The organism is Actinocrispum sp. NPDC049592 (assembly GCF_040675465.1).
Taxonomy (GTDB): Bacteria; Actinomycetota; Actinomycetes; order Mycobacteriales; family Pseudonocardiaceae; genus Kibdelosporangium.
The window spans coordinates 142,348-167,538 of sequence record NZ_JBFAPA010000019.1; the positions used below are offsets into that span (position 1 = coordinate 142,348).

Annotated in this window: 13 protein-coding genes; 6 read left to right on the plus strand and 7 right to left on the minus strand. The window is 69.8% G+C overall.

Annotated features, from left to right (window positions below; all coding sequences use genetic code 11):
* Positions 1 to 4: 4 nt before the first annotated feature.
* On the plus strand, positions 5 to 1,672 hold the full coding sequence (locus tag AB0J95_RS38450; protein WP_364769544.1) for a tannase/feruloyl esterase family alpha/beta hydrolase: 1,668 nt from the start codon (positions 5 to 7) through the stop codon (positions 1,670 to 1,672).
* A 1-nt stretch (position 1,673) separates the two neighbouring features.
* Here the strand turns inward: AB0J95_RS38450 and AB0J95_RS38455 are convergent, their stop codons facing one another.
* Positions 1,674 to 2,489 carry a DUF4082 domain-containing protein gene (locus tag AB0J95_RS38455; protein ID WP_364769546.1) on the minus strand — a complete coding sequence of 272 codons (816 nt, stop codon included), beginning with the start codon at positions 2,487 to 2,489 and terminating at the stop codon, positions 1,674 to 1,676.
* A gap of 147 nt (positions 2,490 to 2,636) precedes the next feature.
* Here AB0J95_RS38455 and AB0J95_RS38460 point away from each other — a divergent pair, with 147 nt between their 5' ends.
* Positions 2,637 to 2,888, plus strand: a complete 252-nt coding sequence (locus AB0J95_RS38460) for a hypothetical protein (RefSeq protein ID WP_364769548.1) — start codon at positions 2,637 to 2,639, stop codon at positions 2,886 to 2,888.
* Between the two features lie 66 nt (positions 2,889 to 2,954).
* Positions 2,955 to 3,824: a hypothetical protein gene (locus AB0J95_RS38465; protein WP_364769550.1), complete on the plus strand. Its 870-nt coding sequence runs from the start codon at positions 2,955 to 2,957 to the stop codon at positions 3,822 to 3,824.
* A gap of 9 nt (positions 3,825 to 3,833) precedes the next feature.
* Here the strand turns inward: AB0J95_RS38465 and AB0J95_RS38470 are convergent, their stop codons facing one another.
* Together AB0J95_RS38470 and AB0J95_RS38475 are read right to left on the minus strand one after the other, a co-directional pair.
* A complete protein-coding gene (locus tag AB0J95_RS38470; RefSeq protein WP_364769552.1) occupies positions 3,834 to 4,589 on the minus strand; it encodes a WYL domain-containing protein in 756 nt (251 codons plus the stop codon).
* Between the two features lie 52 nt (positions 4,590 to 4,641).
* Positions 4,642 to 5,412 (minus strand): SDR family NAD(P)-dependent oxidoreductase, encoded by a 771-nt coding sequence (locus AB0J95_RS38475; RefSeq protein WP_364769554.1) that lies wholly within the window; start codon positions 5,410 to 5,412, stop codon positions 4,642 to 4,644.
* A gap of 132 nt (positions 5,413 to 5,544) precedes the next feature.
* Between AB0J95_RS38475 and AB0J95_RS38480 the strand changes: the two genes are divergently transcribed.
* Together AB0J95_RS38480 and AB0J95_RS38485 are read left to right on the plus strand one after the other, a co-directional pair.
* A complete protein-coding gene (locus AB0J95_RS38480; RefSeq protein WP_364769556.1) occupies positions 5,545 to 6,342 on the plus strand; it encodes an SAM-dependent methyltransferase in 798 nt (265 codons plus the stop codon).
* 68 nt (positions 6,343 to 6,410) lie between these two features.
* The gene (locus tag AB0J95_RS38485; protein ID WP_364769558.1) at positions 6,411 to 6,545 is read left to right on the plus strand and encodes a hypothetical protein; all 135 of its coding nucleotides are present in this window, start codon (positions 6,411 to 6,413) and stop codon (positions 6,543 to 6,545) included.
* Positions 6,546 to 6,602: 57 nt separating this feature from the next.
* On the opposite strand, the gene AB0J95_RS38490 is transcribed toward AB0J95_RS38485, so the two are convergent.
* Genes AB0J95_RS38490 through AB0J95_RS38505 form a run of 4 tightly spaced genes read right to left on the minus strand, consistent with a single transcriptional unit; the run spans position 6,603 to position 23,546 of the window.
* Positions 6,603 to 8,186 (minus strand): ABC transporter substrate-binding protein, encoded by a 1,584-nt coding sequence (locus AB0J95_RS38490; protein WP_364769560.1) that lies wholly within the window; start codon positions 8,184 to 8,186, stop codon positions 6,603 to 6,605.
* A gap of 14 nt (positions 8,187 to 8,200) precedes the next feature.
* Positions 8,201 to 9,712, minus strand: coding sequence for an MFS transporter (locus AB0J95_RS38495; RefSeq protein WP_364769562.1), 1,512 nt, complete (start codon positions 9,710 to 9,712; stop codon positions 8,201 to 8,203).
* Complete coding sequence (locus tag AB0J95_RS38500) at positions 9,709 to 9,930, minus strand: MbtH family protein (RefSeq protein WP_364769564.1); 222 nt, start codon at positions 9,928 to 9,930, stop codon at positions 9,709 to 9,711. The genes AB0J95_RS38495 and AB0J95_RS38500 overlap by 4 nt, the downstream gene beginning before the upstream one ends.
* The gene (locus AB0J95_RS38505) at positions 9,927 to 23,546 is read right to left on the minus strand and encodes an amino acid adenylation domain-containing protein (RefSeq protein ID WP_364769566.1); all 13,620 of its coding nucleotides are present in this window, start codon (positions 23,544 to 23,546) and stop codon (positions 9,927 to 9,929) included. The genes AB0J95_RS38500 and AB0J95_RS38505 overlap by 4 nt, the downstream gene beginning before the upstream one ends.
* A 123-nt stretch (positions 23,547 to 23,669) precedes the next feature.
* Here AB0J95_RS38505 and AB0J95_RS38510 point away from each other — a divergent pair, with 123 nt between their 5' ends.
* A complete protein-coding gene (locus tag AB0J95_RS38510) occupies positions 23,670 to 25,148 on the plus strand; it encodes a PLP-dependent aminotransferase family protein (RefSeq protein WP_364769568.1) in 1,479 nt (492 codons plus the stop codon).
* The last annotated feature ends 43 nt before the right edge of the window (positions 25,149 to 25,191 follow it).

Genomic DNA, 25,191 nt, shown 5'->3' on the forward strand with positions numbered 1-25,191 from the left:
CAGCGTGAGCAGAACATCCGCATGGGGCGCAAGGACTCGCCGGCTCGCGATGCTGGCGGCCATCGCGGTGGCGACCGGACTGTCCGGGGCCGGACCCGCCACGGCGATCACCGACGGCCACTCGGTGTCGGTGCCGGACTGTGCGGGGCTGGATCAGGTGAAGATCCCCGCCTCGGTGATGAGCCTGCCGACCACGGGCGGCCGGGTGGGGTCAGCCTCGGTCGTGACCAAAGTGGTCAGTGGCGTGACAACAGTGTACTGCCAGGCCGATGCCGACATCTTCCCCGTCGATCCGTCCGCGCCCCACATCAAGATGCGCGTCGCACTGCCTTACGGCTGGAACGGCAAGGCGATGATGTTCGGTGGTGGCGGCTACGACGGCACCATTCCCGACGTGGGGTCGAATGTGCCGTTCGGCCCCGCGGACCAGCCGGTGCCGTTGGCCCGGCGGTACGCGACGTTCGCCAGCGACTCCGGCCATCAGCAGGGGCCGGCGGCCGTTCCGTCGCTGGACGGGTCGTTCGGTGTGAACGACGAGGCGGTGGCCAACTTCGCGGCCGGGGACGCGCTGAAGAAGACGCGCGACGCGAGCCTGTTCCTCATCCGGCGCGCCTATGGGGCGAAGCCCGCCAAGCTCTACTTCGCCGGGGGCTCGACCGGCGGCCGCGAGGCTCTCATCGTCGCGCAGCGGTGGCCGGCGGCGTTCGACGGCGTGATCTCCGCGTTCCCCGCCTGGAACAACCTCAGCGAGATCCTGGACCTGGGCTACCTCGCGCAGGTCCTGTCCCGTCCGGGTGGGTTCCCCGGCCCGGAGAAGCAGGGACTGCTGTACACCAGCGTCATCAACGCGTGTGACGGTCTGGACGGCGTCAAGGACAACGTCATCTCGAACCTCGGCGGTTGCCATTTCGATCCCCGCACGCTTCGCTGCCCGGGCGGCGCCGATACCGGACCAACCTGTCTGTCCGATCCGCAGATCACCTCCGTGATCGCCATGTCCTCGCCGTTCCGGTGGCCGTACCGGATCGCCAGCGGCGAGACCCAGTACCCGGGCTTCCCGTTCCTCTCGGGTGCGGACATGCGGACGCCGTTCCTCGGGTTCGGCACGACCGCGCCGGCCAACCCCATGCCGGTGACGAGCGGCTACGGGATGCAGTACTGGGACCAGTGGGTCAAGTACTTCCTGACCCGCGACCCGCAGCACAACTCACTCGACGTGGATCCCCGGCATCCCGGGAGGTGGCTCGGCCGGATCAGCCGGCTGTCCACAATAGAGGATCGCAACAACGCCGATCTCCGGCCGTTCGCCCGGGCGGGCGGCAAGCTGATCCTGCTCCACGGCGCCGCGGACGAACTGGTCTCCCACCGCTCCACGAACGACTTCTACCAACGGGTTCGCGCCACACTGGGCCCTGAGACGACCCTTGCGTCGACGCGGTACTACGTCGTGCCGGGGGCGAACCACGCGAACTTCGGCACGCCCGCGTTCGCCGCCGCCTGGGACTCGCTCTCGGCGCTCGAGCGCTGGGTCGAGCAAGGACAGCCGCCCACGAACCCGATCGTCAGCGACACCAGCCACAACCGCACGCGTCCCCTGTGCGAGTACCCGGACTGGCCCAGGTATCGCAGCGGCGACCCGGACACCAGTTCAAGCTTCGTGTGCACACACTGAATCAGGGGCCGAACAGAGGCATCACCCAGTAGTTGGCGTTGTGCCATGTGTCGGTTGGGAATCCGCCGTCGACTCCGTAGTGGTAGACGCCCGCGGCGGGTGGCGCGGTGAACGGCGCGGTGATCACCGCGCCGGAGTAGTACTCCTCCGTCTGCGCGTATCCCCCTGAAGGCGTGTAGTAGGACACGACGTAGTCCGTTCCCGCGACTGCAGGGACAGGGGTGCTTAACGTGATGCGTTGGGCGTAGACCTCGGATCCCGCGGCCTGCTCGCCGAGCAGTGTCCCGTCCGGCCCCCAGACCCGCAGCGTGACAGGGCCGCTGTAGGAACCACGGTAGATGATCGCCCCGGTGATGTGACCGCCCTGGTCGAGCCGGGTGCGGACGCCCACCTCCACCGGCTGGTCGTCCACCTCGTTGATCCGCGGCTTGCCGGGCAGCGACGGGAGGCGGAGCCTGTCGCCGGACAGCGGTGTCACGGTGCCCGGCTCGCCGACATGCAGGACCACCGGGCCGTTGACGACACCCACGGTGGTGCTGGTCGAAGCGCGCGAGTAGAGGTTCACCGTTCCAGGCTCGGTGGGAGTGAACAGATACGACCACGTCTCGTCCGCGTACTCGGCCTGCTCCCAGGTCTCTCCCCCATCGGACGAGACCTCCACCGAGACCACGCCGCCTGCCTCGCCATTGACGGCGACACCGGCGAGCAGCACGGGAGTCCCGGCGTCGACGCTCGCTCCGGAGGTAGGTGAGGTGAAGTGAGCGATGGGATAGTCGGCGTGAGCCACGCCAACCGGGACCACCAGTACCGTGATCACTGCCAGCAGAACTGAAAACAGTCGGGACATACCCGTGCAGCGGCGGATCCGGTCGATGCGTTACGGCTTTTGCGTTCGGCCGAAACACATTGAGCCGAACGCGAGTCACCCTCCGTCCAGAAGCCTGACGTCGGTATCGTGGCGGCGGTGGAGTACACGGGTGATCCAGGGTTCGAGGATGTCGACGCGCAGTGGATCGTCGGCGGGCCGGACTCGGGTGGGGTGCGGTCCTTCGTCCTGTGGCGCGGGCACTTGTTCTTCGTCGAGCAGGACTTCAGCAGTGGATCGGTCGGCTCCGGGATCGCCGCGGCGGCGTTCGCGGCCGAGCACCGCGGGACTTCCGACCCGCGCTACCGGGAGATCGTCGAGGATCTTGACGCGCGAGGCCTCACTTCCTGACCGCTGCGCGTTACGCCGTTGATGCCGAGTTAGGCAGCATTTGAGGGCCATTTAGGGAAGTCCATAATGGACAACGCGCGAAACACTGTGCCGGGTAACGGTTTTGCCACGGCCCGAAACGTACGCGGCCACTTCCCAGACCACTGCGGCATGAGCGCATCGAATATCACACATCCGCGGGAGCTCAGCGCCGCGTTGAAGGAACTGACCTTGAGTGCCGCCGCCCGTAAGGAAACGGACCCCTTCGGGCGTCTTGGCTTCACGAAGGTCGCCCTCTCCTGGAGCGATGAGAAGGAACGTCTCAAGTACGACGTCGACGGACGCCCCCGCAATGAGATCGAACAAAGAATAGAAGGAGATGTCGACCCGTTCGGCAACGGTGTCACCATCGGCACGATCGAGCTCGTCCGCCGTACGCCAGGCCGCTACGACGGCCTGGAGTTCATGGGCGACAACCGCACCCAGGTTCCGAAAGACGTCGTGGTGAAGGCATGGCAGGAGGCGGTCGAAGCCGGCCGCAAGCGCTGGGCTCGATTCGTCAACCCGAAAAGCACGGACCTGCCGGACGCGCCGCTGCTCAAGGCGGACAACCAGAACGACCTCATCCACGCCGTCACCCTGCTGGCGGACAATGTGCTGAAAGTTCGGCTGGACGCGAAGAACCCGCTGAGATACGTCTGCCACCAGCATGTGTCGTCCCCGGACGGGGGCATTGTGATGATCTACGGTCGCGAACTGCTTTCCTGGAAGGACAAGGAATTCACCTACCCGGCGGCCGAACGGCCGGACGACGCGTTCCTGGCCCTGCTCGGGATCAGCAACGGCGCCTTCGTGCAGCACCTGATCGAGCAGAACGGGAACAGGCTCGGCATCACCAGGCTCGCGTCGATCAGCGTCCGCCGCGGCGGCCTGGACGTGTACTGGACATTCGCGTAACCGTCCCCGTCACACTTGGGGTGGCTGTCGCCTGGCCGACTGGGTGAGCCGGTCGGCCAGGCGCGCGACGAGGTCGCGTAGTTCGGGTGGCCGCTCGATGGCGAACGGCAGATCCAGCGACGCGAGGACGGCGGGCAGCCAGTCGAGCCGTTCCGCCCGCAGTTCGACCCAGGACCAGCCCTCGGACTCGGTGACGATCGCGACGCTGGCGGGCAGCCGGGTGTGGATCTGCTCGGCGGTGCCCTGGATCAGCAGGGTCACTTCGTGCCGGTACGGGGCGCTGGCCAGTCCGGTCAGGACGCGCTGTGCCGGGTCGAGGCCGGTCGGCGGTTGGAACGAGCCGGGTAGCGTTCTGGCGCTGACGATCCGGTCCAGCCGGAACGTGCGGTCCTGGCCGATCGCGGGATCGGCACCCGTGAGGTACCACCGGGCGGAGTGGGCGACGAGCCCGTAGGGATGCAAAGTGCGTTCGCTGTGCCGCCCGGTCGCGGCGGTGTACCGGATCGAGACGGGCCGGTGGTGGCTGACCGCGTCAGCGATCGTGAGCAGGATCGACGTCTCCGCAGCGGTCGGCTCGGCGGCGGGCGCGGTGAAGGACAGGGCGCCGAGCACCGCGTCGAGCCTGCGGCCGAGCCGCTCGGGCAGCACGCGCCGGATCTTGGCCGCCGCGGCCTCGCCCGCCAGCCCCGCGGCCGTCGTCAGCCCGGCCCGCTGACCCGCGACCAAGCCGAGCAGCACGGCGAGCGCTTCCTCGTCGTTCAGCATCAACGCGGCATGCGACAACCGGGAGCGAGCCGGTAGCCGCCGTAACGGCCGCTCACTCTCGGAACTCGTGGCCGCCGTCGACCCGCCACACCTGACCGTTGACCCATTCGGCGTCGTCGGACAACAGGAACGCGACGGCCGCGCCGATGTCGGACGTTTCACCGAGGCGTGGGGCGCGGACGAGGGAGGCGGCCCAGTCCAGGAACTCCTGGGGCGGGTTCTGCTTGAGGCGCTCGGTGAGCACGACGCCGGGCGCGACGCTGTTGCAGCGCACACCTTGTTTGCCCCAGGTGGCGGCGATGTGCCGGGTGAGGGTGTTGATCGCGGCCTTGGAGGCCGCGTAGGCGGGCCGTATCGGTTCGCCGATGGTCGCGGCGGCGGACGAGGTGTTGACGATCGCGCCGCCGCCGTTGCCCAGCAGGATCGGCAGCACGGCCTTGCAGGTGCGGACGAAGCCGAGCAGGTTGATCTCCATCGTGCGCCGCCAGATGCCCAGATCGGCTTCCAGCAGGTACGTGTCGGCGATCATGGTCTCCGGGGAGGTGTCCGCGGCGCAGTTGTACAAGCCGTGCACCGTTCCGTACTCGCCGGTCGCGGTCTCGATCAGCCTGCTCACCGACTCGTCGTCGCCCAGGTCGAACTGAACGCCGAGCGCGCTGCCGCCGGCCTCGGTGATCTCGGCGGCCACACGGTCCGCACCGGCGCCGTCCAGGTCGCCCAGGACGACCTTGGCGCCCTCCTGGCCCAGCCGGACCGCCACGCCGCGACCGATCCCCGTCGCGCCACCGGCGACCACCACCGTTTTTCCTTCCAGACCGCGCATTCGCCATCCTCCGTAGTCGGTGTACCGGCGCTTGATCCTTCCCGATGGTGACGCTGCCGGAGTGGTGTCCGGCCCGGGTCAGGCAATAGGTTGGCCGGAACGCTTGAGTCCGATGGTCTGAGAGGGCGATTCGTGACAGATCCTCATGCCGCGAACATCGCGCGGGTGTACGACGCGCTGCTGGGTGGCAAGGACAACTACGAGGCCGACCGGGAGGCGCGCGACCAGCTGGCGGCGCAGGCCCCCGAGATTTCCGCGGTGGCCATGGACAACCGGCTGTTCATGATGCGCGCGGCCCGGTTCCTCGCCGGCGGGGCCGGGATCGGCCAGTTCATCGACTTCGGGCCGTGCCTGCCGATCGGCGAGAACATGCACGAGGTCGTCCAGCGGCTCAACCGCGAGGCGAACGTCGTCTACGTCGGCATCGACCCGCTGGTGATCGCGCACGGGCGGGCGTTGCTGGCGGACAACGAGCAGACCCACATGGTGGAGATCGACTGGCGCCACCCGGAGAACGTGCTGGCGGACGACACCCTCCACAAGTACATCGACTTCGGCCAGCCGGTCGCGATCTTCCAGGTCGCCACCCTCAACCACGTCGCCGACGAGTACGAGCCGGCCAGGATCATGAGCGTGCTGATCGACGCTCTCGCACCCGGCTCGTACGTCGTGTTCGCACACATGCTCGACCCCGGCGAGGGGCACGAGCTGCACGACGTGGCGGCCCGCGTCCAGGCCGCCGGTCTCACCGGCACGATCGGCACCGGCTGGTTCCGCACCGCCGAGCAGCTCGCCGCGATGACAGCCGGGCTGGAGTTCGTCGAACCGGGCCTGGTGCCGGTGGCCGAATGGTGGCCTGACGGGCCCCGGGTCCAGCCGCTGGCCCCGTTGCAGCACCTGCTCGTCGGCGGAGTCGCCCGCAAACCGTGAACCCGTGAACCGAAGGCCCAGGTCCAACGTGTGCACAGTGCGCGGGTAAACGCTCATGGAGGTGATGGATGGGCCAGGTGATCCTGGTGCTGCTGCTTACCTTGTTCGTGCTCCCCGCATGCGCGGCTCTGGCGGTGGCGCCGTTCAAGGTCCGGCCGCAACCCGCGCGAGTGACACCCCGGCGCGGCATGCGTCCACAATAGACGCCCGAACCGGGCTGCCCTGGGGGTGGCGGCAGCCCGGTCGCATCCGCGGACGCGTCACGAAGTGGCGTCGTCGGCTACGCGGACGTCGGTGACGATCAGGTCGGTGAAGATGTCGACCTTCACGTTGGTGAGCTTGCGCGAGTAGCCGCTGACCGACCATTCCTGCCAGAGCGGGAGGGCGGGCATGGTCTCGACGAGGATCCGCTCCGCCTTCTGGTACAGCTCCATCGCGGCTTCCTCGCTGGGCGCCGCGTCGGCCTCGTCGATGGCGGCGTCGAACTCCGGGCTGCTGTACCCGGCGTAGTTGGCGGCCATGCCGGTCTTGAACAGCGGGCTCAGGAAGTTCTCCAGGGACGGGTACTCGGCGCGCCAGTCCTGGCGGTAGGGGCCGGTCATCGTCTGGCCGACGACGCGCGGCAGGTACTCGCCGAACGGCATCTCGCGGTTCATCGTGCACTCGATGCCCAGGGTCTCGGAGATCATCTCGCAGACCATCGGCATCCAGGTCACCGCGGCCGAACCGAAGTTGGCGAACAGCGTCAGCGGGCCGGTGAACCCGGACTTCGCGAAGTGCTCGCGGGCCTTCTCGGGGTTGTAGGTGAAGTACTCGCCACCCTGGCCGGGCACGTAGCCGAGCACACCGGGCACGCAGAACCCGTCGGCCGGGCGCTGCTTGCCGTTCATCGCCTCCTTGATCACCCGGCCCCGGTCGATCGCCATCGAGATGGCCTTGTGCAGGTCGGCGTTGTCGTAGCCGGGCAGGTAGTGCGGGAAGTACAGGTTCTGCAGGTGCATGAAGTTGCGGTCGACGTACCGGCCATCCAGGTCCCCGGTGTGGTCGCCGGCGGCGACCCGCTCGTAGGGCAGGCCCTCCATGTAGTCCAGCTTGCCGTCCACCAGGTCCTGGTAGGCGCCCTCGTCGTCGTTGGTGTACGCGCGGAACGTGACGTCCTTGACGTGGCCGCGGTGCTTGCCCTTGTAGTCCCGGAACACGGTGAACTTGGTCTCGACCTCAGGGGTGTGCGAGACGAACATGTACGGGCCGTTGCCGATGGGGTGCTTGGCGAACGCCTCGGGGTCGGCGAAGAACGCGTCCGGCATCGGGTAGAACGCGAAGTACCCGAGCATCGTCGGGAACACCGATGCCCGCTCGGACAGGGTGACCGTGAACTCGTAGTCGTTCACCAGCTCGAGCCCGGACAGCTTGTCGGTCGAGGGGGTGCCGGACTCGGGGTTGAGGTCGGCGTAGCCCTCGATCTTGCTGAGGTACGTGCGGTTGCCCATGTTGTTGGGCCCGTACGCCACGTGGTTCCAGGCGTTGACGTAGCTGTGCGCGGTGACCGGGGTGCCGTCGTGGAAGGTCCAGCCCTGCTTCACCTTGATGCGGAAGAACTTCGAGTCGGTGGTCTCGATCGACTCGGCCATCGCGTTGGCGGCCACCGCGTCGTCGTAGCCGTACTGGACCAGGCCCGTGTAGAGCAGCCGCAGCGGACGGCCGCCGCCCCACTCGATGGTGTCGCCGGGAATGAGCGGACGCGCGGGCTCGGTGTTGAACAACCGGATCTCGGCGTCCTGGATGTCGTCGGTGGCGACGTCTTCAGCGGCCAGGTCGAGCGCGGGTTCGGTGATCGTGGTCATCTGGGTGTTCTCCCCTAGTTCTTCGCGGCCGTGGACAGTTCGATGGCCGGCTCGTCTTCGGCGGGCACGGACTGCTCTGGTTTGGTGGTCGGTTTGCGGGCGGCCATGGCGAGCAGGCCGCCCGCGAGCAGTGCGGCCGCCGGCAGCAGGAAGGTGATCTGGATGGCGTCGGCGAACCCGGCCCGGAACTCGGCCGGCACCAGGCCGTGCTTCATCAGGTCCGGGTCGACCGAGTGCGCGGTGAGCTGGGACTGCAGCAGCGCGCCGACCGCCGCGCTGCCGACCAGGCTGCCGGACAGGCGGGTCGTGTTGTACACGCCGGACGCGGCTCCGGTGACCTCCGGCTGGATGTCGCGCATGGCCAGCACGCCGATCGGCGCCCCGGTCAGGCCCGCCGCCGCGCCGGTGATCATGACACCGGGCAGCAGCTGCCACCACTGCGCGTCCCCGCTGATCTCGGCCGCCATCGCGAACAGGCCCACCGAGTAGATCCCGAACGCGCTGATCAGCACCAGCTTCGGGCCGAACCGGTCGACCAGCCGCGCCGAGAACGGCGAGACGAACGCCATCACGACCGCGTTGATCGCCAGCACCAGACCGGCGTCGCGGGCGTTGATCCCCATCACCGACTGCAACTGCAGCAACGTCAGGAACAACAGCGCCCCGAACGCCATCGGCAGCGTGGTCACCACGAGCGCCATGATCGTGAAGTTGCGGCTCTTGAGAATCACGAACGGCAGCAACGGATCCCGGCCCTGCCTGCCCCGCTCGATCAGCGCGAACAGGCCCAGCACAAGGATTCCCGCGCCGATCAGCATCGGGATGGTGACCGGTCCCCAGACCTTGCCCCACGCGTGCCGTTCACCCTCGATCAGTCCGTAGGTGATCAGGAACAGACCGGCCGTGACCACAATGGTGCCGAGCAGGTCGAGCCGTTGCTTGGTGGTCTCCACGGCCTTGGGCAGCCACGCGGAGGCGAACAGCAGGGTGGCCACACCGATCGGGACGTTGAGGAAGAAGATCCAGCGCCAGCCGAGCGAGTCCACCAGCAGGCCGCCCACGGTCGGGCCGAGCGCGCCGCCGACCCCGCCGACGGTCATGTACATGGCGAACGCGGCGGCCCGGCTGCGCTTTCCCTTGCCGTCCGGGAAGACCAGCACCATCAGCGAAAGCACCTGCGGGGTCAGCATAGCCGCTCCGGCGCCCTGCAGGACGCGCATCGCGATCAGTTGATCGACGTTCTGCGCGGACCCGCACAGCACCGAGGCGACGGTGAACACCACCACACCGGCCATGAAGATCTTGCGGTAGCCGTACAGGTCGCCGAGCCGTCCGCCGATCACCAGCAGCACGGCGTAGGCGAGCACGTAGCCGTTGATCACCCAGAGCAGCGAGTCCAGGGAGGCGTCGAGGCTGCGGCTCAGCGTCGGTACGGCGACGTTCACCACGGTCGTGTCGAGCAGGGTGGCGACCTGCCCGGTGACCAGTGCGGTGAACACCAGCCACGGACTGCGTTGGCTGTTCATGAAGTCGTTCCGCCCATCTGTGTGATCAGGCTGCGCGGCCGCATGTCCTGCCAGGCGTCAGCGATGTGGTCCAGGCAGGCCTGCCTGGTGGCGGGCCCGTGCGTAGCGACCCAGCCCGCCGGAGTGTCCACTTGGGACGGCCACAGCGAGTATTGGCCCTCTTCGTTGACCAGACTCAGGTACGTGCCGTCGGCGTTCTCGAATGGGTTGGTACTCATGCGTTCTCTCCGGTGTGTGCATGGCTGTGGTCAAGGTGGCTGGACAGGATCGGGCCGATCGTGGCCAGGGCCGCGGGCCGGGTGAGGGCGCCGTGGGCACAGTCGATCTCGTGGACTTCGATCTGCCCGGTGACGTGGGGCGCCCACGCCGAGGGCAGCGGATCGGTGGTTCGTTTGTCCGCGGCGGCCCGGAAGAACCGCAGGTCTCCGTCGAACACGCCGGGCCGGACGCCGTTCAGCGCCGCGAGGTTCGCGGTGAAGGCCCGCGTCATGCCGGTCAGCAACGCCTCGGACAGACCGCTTTCGGTGTCCAGGCCCAACGTGCCGAGCAGTGCGGCGCGGGTGGGCGCCTCGGCGCCCGGCCCGTTCGCGTCCGGGTAGGCGTCCAGCAGGGTCAGCGTGCCGACCCGCTCACCTGCGGCCTGCAGGAGCGTGGCCATCGCATGGGCGACCACGCCGCCGAACGACCAGCCGAGCAGGTGGTATGGCCCGTGCGGCTGGACCGCGCGGATCTGCTCCACGTAGCGGGCGGCCAGTTCGGCGACCGACCGGGCGGCCGGGGCGTCCGGGTCGCCGAGCTGGCTGGACTGCAGGGCGTAGACCGGGCGGTCCGGGTCGAGGTGGCGCAGCAGCCCTGCGTAGCCCCAGCCGACCCCGGCCGCGGGGTGCACGCAGAACAGTGGCTCGGCGGTCCCGTTGGCCCGCAACACAAGCAGCGTCGATGTCTCATCCAGCTCGGTGCCGGTGTCCAGATGGGCCAGCAGGCCGGCCGCGGTCGGGGCCTCGAACAGGGCACGGACGGTCAGCCGCACGCCGAACGCGGCCTCGATCCGGCCGAGCAACCGGGTGGCCAGCAACGAATGCCCGCCCAGCTCGAAGAAGCCGTCGTCCAGCCCGACCTCGGGCAGTCCCAGGGTCTCGGCGAACAGGCCGCACAGGATCTCCTCCCGGGGCGTGCCCGGCCGGCGGCCGCTGATGGCGAACTCCGGCGCGGGCAACGCGGCCCGGTCGAGTTTTCCGTTGGGCGACATGGGAAGTTCGTCCACGACCAGGACAGCAGCCGGAACAAGGTAGTCCGGCAGCGTGCGGGCCGCAGCTGCGCGGATGGCCGTTGCGTCCAGGTGAGCGCCCGCTGCCGGAACCACGTAACCCACCAGGCGCTCGTCCCGGACAACCACGGCGGCTCTGGCCACATCGGACTGTCCACACAGGAGCGTCTCGATCTCGCCGAGTTCCACCCGGAAGCCGCGCACCTTGACCTGCTGGTCGGCCCGGCCGACGAACTCCAGCGTGCCGTCCGGCCGCCAGCGCACCACGTCACCGGTCCGGTACATCCGCTCGCCCGGCGCGCCGAACGGGCTGGCCACGAACCGTTGCGCGGTCAGCTCCGGCCGGTTGAGGTAGCCGCGGGCCAGGCCAGGCCCGCACAAGTACAACTCCCCCGGCACCCCGGCCGGGACCGGCCGCAGTGCCGCGTCCAGCACATAGCACCGGGTGGCGGGCATCGGGCGGCCCATCGGCGGGCTCGCGGTCCCGGCGAGCGGGTCGCTCATCACCGACACGACCGTGGTCTCGGTCAGCCCGTAGACCTGCATCATCGTCCGGCCCGGCGACCAGCGCGCAACCAGATCACCCGTGCAGGCCTCGCCACCGACCACGAACCCTTGCAGGCTGGGCAGTTCGCTGTCCGGCATCGAGGCGAGCATCGAAGCCACCAGGTCCGTGTGGGTCACTCGGTGCTCGTCGATCAGGTCGGCCAGCTCCGCCCCGGCGACCTGCCGGTCCGGGCCCGGCACCACCAACGCGGCCCCGGCGAGCAGGGTCAGCGCGATGTCGGCCATGGACACGTCGAAGCTGATCGACACGGCGAGCAGGAACCGGCTCGTGCCGTCGACACCGAGACGGTCCACGTGGGCCCGGGCCATGGTGACGATCCCGGCGTGCGTGACCACCGTGCCCTTGGGTGTGCCGGTCGAGCCGGAGGTGTAGATCACGTAGGCCGGGGTGGCCTTGTCGATCGCCACGCCGGGGTCGGTGTCCGGGCCGTCAGCGGACTCGACGTCCGATGTGGACAGAACCAGCTCGGGCCGGGCGTCCGCCAGCATGAAGTCGATCCGCTCGGCCGGGTAGGCCGGGTCGATCGGCAGGTACGCGGCTCCGGTCTTCAACACCGCCAGCCAGGCCACGATCAGCTCCACCGAACGCGGCAAGGTCAGCGCCACCAACCGCTCCGGACCGGCGCCGCGGCCGATGAGGCTGTGTGCCAGGCGGTTCGCTCGTGCGTTCAGCTCGGCGTAAGTGATCGAGGTGTCCTCGAAGATCACCGCGGTGGCGTCCGGAGTCCGGCGAACCTGCTCCTCGATCAGGTGCGGCAGCACGGCTCCCGGCGTTGGCGCCTCCGTGTTGTTCCAGGTCACCAGCACGCGCTCCCGCTCGGCGTCGTCGAGCAGGTCGATCGTCGAGATCGGCTGGGTGGGAGCAGTGGTGACGCTGGTCAGCACGGTGGACAGCCACCCGGCGATCCGGCTCGCGGTCGAGCGGTCGAACAGGTCCGTACTGAAGGTCAGGTCGGCCCGGGCGCCGCAGATCGACAGCTCCAGGTCGAACCGCGACGCAACGACACCCGGCTCGATGGCCTCCGCGTCGACCCCAGGCAGGTCGAAGCCCGGCTCGGCGTCGTCCTGCATGGCGAGGATCACCTGGAACAGCGGCGGCCGGGAGAGCGTCCGGACCGGCGCCAGCTCCTCGACCACCCGCTCGAACGGCACGTCGGCGGCGGCGTAGGCGGCCAGGTCGGTCTCCCGCACCCGGGCCAGCAGCTCCGCGAAGGTCGGGTCGCCGGAGGTGTCGGTCCGCAGAACCAAGGTGTTGACGAAGAAGCCGACCGCGTCGTCGAGCGCGGCGTCGGACCGAGCGCCCAGCGGGGTGCCGATGGGAAGGTCGTCGCCCGCGCCCAACCGGTGCAGCAGGGCCGCCAAAGCCGCGTGCCACACCATGAACACGGTCACGCCGTTCTCACGTGCCAGCGCCCCAAGGGATTCCTGCACCTCGCCGGACAGCTCGAACGAGACCACGTCACCGTGTCCGCTGGGCATCGCCGGCCGGGCCCGGTCGTAGGGCAGCGCCACCTCCTCGGGCAGCCCGGCCAGGGTCGTGCGCCAGTAGTCGAGCTGCCGGTTGGCCAGGCTCGCCGGGTCGTCGTCGGCACCCAGCAGTTGCCGTTGCCAAAGCGTGTAGTCGGCGTACTGCACCGGCAGGGCAACGAAGCCGGGAACCGACCCGGTAGCCCTGGCCTGGTAGGCCTGCGCGAGGTCGCGCAGCATCGGCGCCGCCGAGGCTCCGTCGAACGCGATGTGGTGCAGCACAAGCAGCAGCACGTGCTCGTTCTGCCCAAGCCGGACCAGCGTGGGCCGCAGCGGCGCCTGCGTGGTCAACTCGAAGCCCCGGGCCACCTCCGCCTCGATACCGCCATCCACAATGGACAGAGCGGGTCCGGTGGGCAGCACGACCTGCGTCGGACCGGTGCCGTCATGCGGGAAGATCGTGCGAAGCGACTCGTGCCGGGCGGTCAGGTCGTCGATCGCGGCGGACAGGGCCTCGACGTCCAGCGGGCCAGTCAGCCGCCAGGCGAACGAGACGTTGTAGGCGGCGTCTTGGCCGGGCAGCTGGTTGAGGAACCACAACCGTTGCTGTGCCGGGGAAAGCGGCATGTGCTCCGGTCGCGTCACCGCCACCAGCGGTCGCGTCGCCCGGTCCGCTGTGCGCAGGCGCCTGGCAAGTTCGGCGACCGACGGGCTCTCGAACACCGCTCGCACCGGCAGTTCGACGCCGAACGCCGAACGGATCGCGTTCATCAGCCGGGTCGCCAGCAGCGAATGCCCACCGAGGTCGAAGAAGCTGTCATCGACACCGACAGCCGACACGCCCAGCGTGGTGGCGTAGAGACCGGCGAGGATCTCCTCACGGGCCGTGCGTGGCGCCCGGCCGCCGGTCAACGCGCCGAAGTCGGGTGCGGGCAAGGCCTTGCGGTCCAGCTTTCCGTTCGGGGTGAGCGGCAACGCGTCCAGCACCACGATCGCGGCCGGGACCATGTGGTCGGGCAGCACCGTGCCCACCGCGGCGCGGATCCGGGCCGGGTCGGTGTCCGGCGCGGCCACGACATACCCGGCGAGCCGCTCGTCGCGCAGCACCACGGCCGCCGCCGACACCCCAGGCTGTCCACACAGGACGGACTCGATCTCGCCCAGCTCCACCCGGAACCCGCGCACCTTCACCTGCCGGTCGGACCGGCCGATGAACTCCAGGGTGCCGTCCGGGCGGCGGCGCGCCAGGTCGCCGGTGCGGTACATCCGCTCGCCGGGGTCGCCGTACGGGTTGGCCACGAACCGTTCCGCGGTCAGGCCAGGCCGGTTGAGGTAACCACGGGCCAGGCCACGCCCGCACAGGTACAGCTCCCCCGGCACGCCCACCGGCACCGGGCACAGAGCCTCGTCGAGGACCAGTGCGCGGGTGTTGCGGACCGGTCGGCCGATCGGCGGGGTCTCGTTGCCCGACAAGGGATCGCTCATCGCCGCGACGACCGTGCCCTCGGTGGGCCCGTACACCTGCATCATGGTCCGGCCGGGCGACCAGCGAGCGACCAGGTCACCGGAGCAGGCCTCGCCACCGACCACAAACCCGCGCAGGCCAGGCAGTTCACGGTCGGGCATTGACGCCAGCATCGACGCGACCAAGTCGGTGTGGGTCACCTTGTACTCGTCGATCAGGCCGGCCAGCTCCGCCCCGGCCATCTGCCGGCCCGGCTCGGGCACCACCAGCGTCGCGCCGGAGACCAGCGTCATCGCGATGTCGGCCATGGACACGTCGAAGCTGAACGACACGGCCAGCAGGAACCGGCAGCCCGGTCCGAGGCCGAGCCGGTCGATGTGCTGGCCGATCATGCCGGCGATGCCGGAGTGGGTGACCACGACGCCCTTGGGCGTACCGGTGGAGCCGGACGTGTAGATCACGTACGCGGGCCGCGCCAGGTCGATGGCCACGTCCGGGTCGGTCGACGGCTGGGTGGCGATCTTGGGGTCGTCCAGCCGGACGCCCGCCAGCCCGGTCTCGCCGGTGGTCAGCACGAGCCGCGGCCGGGCGTCGGCGAGCATGAACTCGATCCGCTCGGCCGGGTAGCCCGGGTCAACCGGCAGGTACGCGGCGCCGGTCTTGAGCACGGCGAGCCAGGCGACGATCATCTCGGCCGAGCGCGGCACCGAGATCGCGACGAGCGTCTCCGGCCCGGCGCCCAGCCCGATCAGCCGGTGGGCCAGCTGGTTCGCTCGCGTGTTCAGCTCGGCATAGCTGATTTCCGTGTCCCCGAACGAGATCGCTGGTGCCAACGGCGTCCGCTCGGCCTGAGCTGCCACGAGCACCGGCAGCGGGGCGGCCGGAACCTCCGCGGCGGTGTCGTTCCAACCGTGCACCAGCTGGTGAATCTCCTGTGGTGCAAGCAGGCCGAGCTCGCTGATGCGGCGGTCCGGCCCGGCGGCGATCGCGCCCAGCAACCGCTCGAACCAGCCGGCGAACCGCTCCACAGTGGACCGGTCGAACAGGTCCGCGCTGTACTCCAGCACCCCAGAAAGCCCGCCCTCGTTCTCGGCCAGGTAGAACACCAGGTCCACTGTGGCCAGATCGGTGTGCCGCACCTCGGCCTCGGCGGTCAGGCCGCCGAACGCCAGCTCGAGCTCCTGCGCGTCCTGGAAGGCGAACAGGACCTGGAACAGCGGGTGCCGCGAGGCCGAACGGGCCGGTTGCAGCTCCTCGACCAGCCGCTCGAACGGCAGGTCCGGGTGGGCGTACGCGGCCATGTCCCGGTCCCGGACCCGGCCGAGCAGCTCGGCGAACGTGGGGTCTCCGGCGGTGTCGGTCCGCAGGACCAAGGTGTTGACGAAGAAGCCGACCACGTCGTCCAGCGACTCATCGGTGCGCGCGGTCACCGGGCTGCCGATCGGGATGTCCGTGCCTGCGCCCAGCCGGGTGAGGAGCGTCGCGATAGCCGCCTGCAGCAGCATGAACACGGTCACGCCGTTGGCCCTCGCCAGCTCGCGCAACGCGGTGTGCAGCTCAGCGCCGAGGCTCAGGTCGACGTGTCCTCCCGCATGGCTGGAGACCAGCGGCCGGGGCCGGTCGGCGGGCAGCGCGAGTTCGTCCGGCAGCCCGGCCAGTTCCGTCCGCCAGAACCCGAGCTGCTGCGACAGCAGGCTTTCCGGGTCCTCCTCGGCGCCGAGCAGATCCCGCTGCCAGAGGGTGAAGTCCGCGTACTGAAGCGTCGACGGCCACCCGGGAGCCTCCCCGGCGCATCGCGCGGCGTATGCGTCGGCCAGGTCGCGCAGCAGCGGCGCGATCGACCGGCCGTCCGCGGCGATGTGGTGGTGCAGCAACAGCAGCTCGTGCCGGTCAGGCCCGAGGACGAACAGGTGGCAGCGCAACGGCGGTTCGGTCGTCAGGTCGAAGCCAATGGTCGCGACCCGCTGGCGGGCCTCGTCCAGCTGCGTCTCGCCGGTCTCGTGGACGGTCAGTCCGGGCGTCCAGCCGTCCAGGATCTGTTGGCACGGGCCGGTTTCGGTGTCCGGGAAGACGGTACGCAGGATCTCGTGCCGGGTCACCAGGTCGCCCAGCGCCGCGGCGAGGGCGGCGTGGTCCAGCGGTCCGGTCAGCGTCACGGCCAGCGGGATGTTGTAGCTCGCGCCGGACTGTTCGAGCCGGTTGGTCAGCCACATCCGTTGCTGGGCGTGGGAAAGCGGGATCCGCTCCGGCCGGGGGCGCGGCTGCGGGCGGGTGCCCGTGGTGGCCCCGGCCAGCCATTGGGCCAGTCCGGCAACCGTCGGGCTGAGGAACAGCTGCTTGATCTTGATGTCCTTGCCGAACATCGCACGGGCCCGGCTGACCAGCCGCATGGCGAGCAGGGAATGCCCGCCCAGCACGAAGAAGTCGTCGTCGACACCCACTGCCGGGAGGTCGAGGAGCTCGGCGAACAGGTCGCAGAGCAGTTCCTCGGTGGCGTTGCGCGGGGCCCGGCCGGTGCGCTCCTGCTGGTCGGCGGCCGGGGCGGGCAACGCCTTGCGGTCCACCTTCCCGTTGGGCGTCAACGGGAACGCATCCAGCACGAGCAGCGTCGAGGGCACCATGTACTCGGGCAGCGACCGAGCCACCGAGGCTCGCACGGCGCCCTGGTCGAGCTGGCGGCCGGGTTCGGCGGTGAGGTAGCCGACCAAACGCTGGTCCCGCACGGTCACCACGGCCTGCGTCACGTCGGGGTGCGCGGACAGCGCCGCCTCGATCTCGCCCAGCTCGATCCGGTGGCCACGCAGCTTGACCTGGAAGTCCACCCGGCCCAGGTAGTCCAGCACACCGTCGCGGCCCCAGCGAGCCAGGTCGCCGGTGCGGTACATCCGCGTGCCGGGCGCTCCGAACGGGTCGGCGACGAACCGCTCGGCCGTCAGGCTCGGCCGCCCGTGGTACCCACGGGCCAGGCCCTCACCGGCGATGTACAGCTCACCGGCCATACCCGGGGGCACCGGCCGCAGCGACTCGTCGAGCACGTAGACGCTGGTGTTGGCGATGGGCTGACCGATGGCCGGAGCTCCCGGCCGATCGGTCAGCGCGGTCGCGGTCGACCAGATCGTGGTCTCCGTCGGCCCGTAGAGGTTCGTCACCTCGGAACCGAGCTCCCGCATGGTGGCGGCCAGCCCGGGCGGTAGAGCCTCCCCGCCGACCAGCATGCGCAGTCCACGCACCCCCTCGGGGTTCGTGGAGATCACCGCCTGCCAGAGCGACGGGGTGGCCTGCATGACCGTCACGCCCTTGTTGGCGATCAGCCACAGCAAGATCTCCGGATCGGTCACGTCCTCCCGGTCGGCCATGATGATCGCGGCCCCGGACAGCAGCGGGAGGTACATCTCCAGCGCGGCGATGTCGAACGCGATCGTGGTCACCGCGACCAGCCGGTCGGTCTCGTCCAACGCGAACCGCTCGGCCATCGAGGCGAGGAAGTTCAGCAGCGTCGCCTGGGGGATCACCACCCCCTTCGGCCTGCCGGTCGAACCAGAGGTGTAGATCACGTACGCGGGCGACGACAGCGCAACCGGCACGTCCGGGTTGGTGTCCGGATAGCTTGTCACGTCCGGAAGTTCGCGCAGGGTGACCACGGGCGCGGCGTCTTCGAGCATGTGGTCGATGCGCTCGGCCGGGTACTCGGGATCCAGCGGCAAGTAGCCCGCGCCGGTCTTGAGCACGGCGAGCAACGCGACCACCAGGTCCGCCGAGCGCGGCAGGGCAATGGCCACGTACCGTTCCGGCGCCGCGCCCTGCTCGATCAGGTGGTGGGCCAGGTGGTTGGCGCGCGCGTTCAGCTCGCCGTAGCTCAGCTTGACGCGAGGCGCCTCCAGGGCGAACCGGTCCGGATGGGCGGCCACCCTCGCCTCGAACTGGGCGACCAGCGACTGGGCCGGCACCGGTCGGGAAGTGTCGTTCCACTTGCGCAGCACGGTTTCGCGCTCGTGCGCGGACAGGATGTCGAGCGTCGCGAGTGGACTGTCTGGATCGGCGGCCGCGGCGGCGAGCAGGCGGACCAGCCGGTCGGCGATCGACCGTGCGGTGGTCTCGTCGAACAGGTCCGCGCTGTAGTCCAGCCGGCCGGTGACCCCGCCGCCGTCCTGTTCGGTCAGGTCGCACAGCAGGTCGAACTTCGCCACACCAAGGCCGTCCGGCTCCCGGGTGACCTCCAGGCCCGGTAGTTCGAGCGGCACGCGCGGGGTGTTCTGCAGCACCAGCATGGTCTGGAACAGGGGGTGGCGGGCCAGCGAGCGGGCCGGGTTGAGCAGCTCGACGAGCGCCTCGAACGGCAGATCGGCGTGCGCGTAGGCATCCAGGTTGGTCTGGCGCACCCGGCGCAGCAGCTCGGTGAACGACGGATCGCCCGAGGTGTCCGTGCGCAGCACCAGGGTGTTGAGGAAGCAGCCGATCAGATCATCCAGGGCTGCGTCGGTGCGACCGGCGACGGGGGTGCCGATCGGGATGTCGCGGCCGGCGCCCAGCCGGGTCAGCAGGGCGGCGAACCCGGCCTGCAGCACCATGAACAGGCTGACCTGGTTGGTATTGGCCAGGTCCCGCAGCCGTTCGTGCAGTGCCGGGTCGATCCGCACGGGCACGGACCCGCCGGTGTGGCTGGCGACCGCCGGGCGGGACCGGTCGGCGGGCAGGTCCAGTTCCTCGGGCAGACCAGCCAGTGCCGTGCGCCAGAACTCCGCCTGCGCCGCGAGCGCGCTACCGGGGTCGTCCTCGGCGCCGAGCACTTCCCGCTGCCACAGCGTGTATTCGGCGTACTGCACCGGAAGTGGCGCCCAGGCGGGGCTTTCGCCACGCGACCGGGCGGCGAAAGCGGTGGACAGGTCACGGCCAAGCGGCGCGAGGGACCAGCCGTCCCCGGCGATGTGGTGCAGCACCAGGAGAAGGACGTGCTCGCGGTCACTTGTGGACAGCAGTGTCGCGCGCATCGGCGGCTGCTCGGCGAGGTCGAAGTCACGCCGGATCTCGGTGGCGATCTCGTCGGCCAGTTCGTCGGCGTTGACGTTGTGGTGCACCAGCATCGGCGGCAGATCGGCGAGAACCCGTTGTTCCGGCTCGCCATCCCGCTCCACGAAGACAGTGCGCAGTGCCTCGTGGCGGTGCACGACGTCGTCGATGGCGGCCCGCAGCGCGGTCACGTCCAGCTCACCGGACAGCCGCAGCACCAACGGCATGTTGTAGGTGGCACCGGAATCCTCGAGCCGGTTCAGGAACCACAGCCGCCGCTGGGTGTAGGACAACGGGATTCGGTCCGGCCGGGGCCGGGGTGCCAGCAACTCACGGGCTGCTCCCGCACGGGCCATCCGCTCGGCGAGCTTCGCGACCGTCGGCGCGTCGAACAACGTGCGGATGTCCAGCTCGGTCTGGAAAGTGGCGCGGACCTTGGCGATCAGCGCCATCGCCAGCAACGAGTCGCCGCCGAGCTCGAAGAACACCTCGTCGACACCGACCCGGTCCAGCCGCAACACCTCGGCGAACAACCCGGCGAGCCGTTCCTCGGTCTCGTTGCGCGGAGCGCCTTGTTCCACCGTGGACTCGAAGACGGGCTCCGGCAGCGCATTGCGGTCAAGTTCGTCGAGGACCATGAACGCTGGCACCGGACGACCAGGCAACCGGGCTGCGAGGTGCTCGCGCAGGGCCGTCACGTCGGCTTCGCCTGTCACGTAAGCGAGCAGGCGGTTGTCCCGGCCTACCACCGCAGCCTCGTCGACGGCTGGGTGCTCGGCCAGCGTGGCCTCGATCAGCTCCAGTTCGACCCGGCGGCCCCGGATCCACACCTGCGCGTCGGCCGAACCGAGTCGCTGCACGGTGCCGTCCTCGCGCCATCTGGCCAGTTCACCGGTAGGCCGACCGTCGATGGACAACTCGCCTACGACGCCCACACCGACCGGTTTTCCGGTGCGGTCCAACACGGTTTGCCCGCCACGCGCCCAATCGACGACCCGACGCTCCTCGCTCTCACCAAGGATCGGCACGGCGCCGAGCAATTGCTCCGGCTGCCGGGCGATCGTGCCGAGCACGCGCAGCAGACCGTCCATCACGTCACGCGCCCGATCGGCGTCGAACACATCACGGCGGTAGGACAGCCGGAGCCGCAACCCGTTGCCGGGCAACGCGATCAGGCCAAGCGGGTAGTGCAGCGGGAAGTGCGTGTCGATGCCGGTGATCCGCACCGGGCCAGACGCGGCCTCGTCCTCCGGGTAGTTCTCGAACACTGTTAGAGTGTCGAACAGCTCGCCGACGCCGATCGCGCGCTGCAGGCCGGTGAGGCTGACCTGCTGATGGTCGGTCATCCTGGCCAGCTGGCCACCGAGGTCACCCAGCAGCTCGGCGAGTGTCCACTCCGGATTCAACCGGGCCCGGACCGGGACGGTGTTGATCAGCAGCCCGATCATCGTCTCGACGCCGGGCAGGTGCGGCGGCCGGCCGGAAACGGTGGTACCGAAGAGCACGTCGTCGCGTCCGGTCAGTCCGCCGAGCAGCAGCGCCCACGCGGCCTGGACGACCGGGTTCATCGTCAGCTTGTGCTCCCGCGCCCGCTCGGCCAGCCCGGCGAACAGCTCGTCGCTCAGCCGGACAGTAACGTGGTCCCAGCCTGCCGTGTCCTCAGTGGACCCCAGTGGCGCGACCATGGTCGGCTCGGTGGTCCCGGCGAGCAGCTCCCGCCAGGCGGACTCGGCCGGTTCCCGCTGTCCGTCCATCCAGGACAGGAACTCGCGGTACGGGGTGCCCGGTGCGGGCTCGTCACCGGCGTGGTCGGCCAGCAACTCGTTCAGCAGCAACGGGGTCGACCAGCCGTCCAGCAGGATGTGGTGGTTGGTGAAGACCAGGGTGTGCCGTTCTGGCGCGTGCCGGACCAGCAGGAAACGCAGCAGCGGCGGGCGTTCCATGTCGAACCGGACCCGCTCGGCAGCACTCAGCGAGGGCAGCTCGTCCTCAGTGGCGGTAACGGCACGCCACGGAAGTTCGGCCGTCGCCGGGATGAACTGCACCGGGCGGCTGTCCGCACCGACCCAGAACCCGGCGCGCAGGTTCGGGTGCCGGTCGAGCAACCGCTCCGCGGCGGCACGCAACGCGCTTTCGTCCACCGGGCCGGACAGCCCGACTCGCGCCTGGGAGATGTAGACGTCCGCGCCTTCGGGATCGTACAGGGCGTGGAACAGCAGCCCTTCGGCCAGCGGGGCGAGCGGCAGCACTTCGAGCACGTCCGGTCGCAGCGCCGCAAGTTCCCCCGTGGGTGCGGTGTCCAAAGTGTCCGCTGTGGACACCGCTGTTGCGGCTTCCGCGACAGTAGCGAGCCGGCGCACGGTCCGGTGCTCGAAAACCAGCCGCGGCGTGAGTACCAGCCCGGCGTTGCCGGCCCGGCTGGCCAGCCGGATCGCGACGATACTGTCCCCGCCCAGCTCGAAGAAGTCGTCGTCGATGCCGATCCGGGAGATGCCGAGCACCTGGGCGAACAGCCCGCAGAGCGCCTCCTCGCGCGGTGTCCGCGGCGCGGCCGTGGTGCTGTGCACAACCGGCGCAGGCAGCGCCCGCCGGTCAAGCTTTCCGTTGTCGGTCAACGGAAGCTCGTCCAGCGTGACCACCGCGGACGGCACCATGAAGTCGGGCAATGCCTCGGCGACCTGCGCCCGCAGCCCGGCAACGTCCAGAGCGCCGCCCGCAACCACGTACGCCACAAGGCGTTTGTCACCGGGCGCGTCCTCCCGCACCACCACCGCGACCTGGCTGACCGCTGGGTCCCGGCTGAACACGGCCTCGATCTCGCCCAGCTCGATCCGGAAGCCCCGCACCTTCACCTGGTGGTCGGCCCGGCCGAGGAACTCGATCGCCCCATCGGGCAGCCTTCTGGCCAGGTCACCCGTGCGGTACATCCGGGCACCCGCCTGGCCGAAGGGGTCCGCGACGAACCGTTCGGCGGTCAGGCCGGGCCGGTTGAGGTAGCCGCGGGCCAGGCCGGCCCCGGAGATGTAGAGCTCGCCGGTGTCGCCGTCGGGAACCTCGGCGAGCGTCTCGTCGAGCAGGTGGATCCGCATGTCGTCCAGCGGCCGGCCGATCGGCACCACGTCGGGCACATCGTCGATTCCTGGCATGGGATGGCAGGTGGCGAAGGTCGTCGTCTCGGTCGGGCCGTAGCCGTTGACCACAGTGATGCCTGGGCATTCCGCCATCACCCGGCGAACCGCGGCGGGCGGAACGACATCGCCGCCGGACCAGACCTCCCGCACGTCCCGAAGGCATCCTGGGTTCTCCTGTGCCACAAGGGCGAACAACCCGGCGGTGAGCCAGACCGCGGTGATGTCGGCGGAACTGATCGTCTCGGCCAGCGTGGTCAGGTCGAGCTTGCCGGGCGGGGCCACGACGAGCTGCCCACCGGCCAGCAGCGGGACCCAGATCTCATAGGTGGACGCGTCGAACGACGTCGGCGAGTGCACCAGGACCCGTTGGTGCGCACCGGAAGCGAACATCCGGTCGCGGGTCAGGAGAATCACGTCGTCCTCGGTGACCGCCACACCCTTGGGCACACCGGTGGAACCGGAGGTGAACATGACATAGCAGAGCCGATCCGAGCCGCCGGGCTGTGCCGGCAGGTCGTCCTCGGCCAGCGTTTCCAGCCGTGCGGCGGTTTCCTCGTCGTCGAGCAAAAGCAGTGGTACATCAGCGTTTTCAAACCGGTCCGCGTACTCGGCGACGGTCAGCAGCACCACCGGCCGGGCGTCGGCGAGCATCACGGCGAGCCGGTCGGTGGGGTACGCGGGATCCAGCGGCAGATAGGCCGCACCCGCCTTGACCACCGCGAGCAGCGTCGTGATCAGGTCCGCGCCACGCGGCAGGGCCAGTCCGACAAGGCATTCCGGCCCCGCGCCGTGCTCGGCGAGCAACCGGGCCAGCCGGTTCGCCCTCGCGTTGAGGTCCGCGTAGCTGGTCGGTACGCCGTCGCATACCAGTGCCGTCGCGTGTGGACCGCGGGCAACCTGGGCCTGGAACAGCCGCGCCAGCTCACTCATGCTCATCTCCCCGTTCTCAACCCAGTGGACCGGGCCAATCCCGTACCGTGTTGCCTCGTCCCTGGGGAGGTGCACTAGCTTGGCCTGGTTCCCGGCCGCCGACCCGTGCCAATGGAGCGGAAAATGGATCGTTTTGTGGATCCGGCCGAGCTGGTGGACCTGCTCGGTGACTGGACCTCCGGCTCTGGCCCGCTGTACCGCAAGCTGGCCGCGGCGCTGGACAAGGCCGCCGCCGCGGGCGATCTGCGCCCCGGTGAGCGGATGCCTTCGGAGCGTGAGCTGGCCAAGCTGCTGCGGGTCAGCCGTGCCACTGTTGTGGCCGCGTACGACGACCTGCGCGGCCGGGATGTGCTGGACAGCCTGCGCGGCAGCGGAACCCGGGTGACCAACGCCGTACGGCAGCGCTCCGGCGCCGACGGCCGGGTGCCCGGCGGCCGCGCCACGTCGATCTTCCAGCGGCTCGTCGACGGCCCGGGCGAGTTGATCTCCTTGGCGTTCGCCGTGGAGACGGCCGCTCCCGAGCTCGGCGACGCGCTGCGTGACCTGGTCCGCCACGACCTGCCCGGCCTGCTCGCCGACGTCGGCTACCACCCGCGCGGGTTCCCGCCGCTGCGTGAAGCGGTCGCGATCCATTACGAGGACATGGGATTACCCACTGCGGCGGACCAGATACTCGTCACCACCGGTGCCCAGCAGGCTCTTGGCCTGGTGACCCAGATGTACCTGCGCCAAGGATCGGTCGTCGTGGTCGAACAGCCGAGCTGGCCGGGATGTCTCGACGTGTTCCGTGCCGCCGGTGCGACCACGGTCGCGGTTCCCCTTGATGAGGACGGCATTCACCCCGACGGCGTAGCCCGCGCCTTCGCCGAACACTCGCCTTCACTGCTGTACGTCATGCCGACGTACCACAATCCCACCGGGGCGTTGATGACCGCGACCCGTCGCGCCCGGATCGGTGAGCTGGCCGCGAAGTTCGGCGTCCCGGTGCTGGAGGACAACGCCTACGCGGGGTTCTCCGCCGGATCGCCGTCCGGCTCGCCCGGCCCGGTCGCCGCCTACTCCCCCGCCGGCGCCGAGATTCTCACCGTCGGTTCGCTGGCCAAGGCGTTGTGGGGCGGCCTGCGGATCGGCTGGCTGCGTGCGTCCACCGAGGTCACCGAACGCTTGGCCCGGTACAAGGTGCGCGCCGACCTGGCGAGCCCGGTCCTCGACCAGGCGCTGGCCGCGCGCCTGCTCCCCCAGCTCGGCACGATCGCCAAGTCGCGCACCGAGGCCATGCTCGGCCGGCTGGACCACCTGTGCGACCTGCTGACCACTCACCTTCCCGACTGGCGCTGGCGCCGCCCGGCCGGTGGTTCGGCGCTGTGGGTGGAACTTCCGGGCGCAGACGCGCGGGTTTTCGCCCAGCTCGCCCTGCGCCACGGCGTGGAGATCGTGCCCGGCGCCGCCGCCGACCCGACCGGCGGTCACGACTCCTTCATCCGGCTTCCGTTCACCTTTCCCAGTACGACACTTGACGAACTGGTCAGCCGTCTGCGGTCCGCCTGGCTCGACCTGCAGCGGCACGGCCCCGAGTCCTCCCGGCTGGACCTTGTGGTCTGACCTGCGGTCTCATGGGAAACGTTGGGCGCACTACGAATCTGGG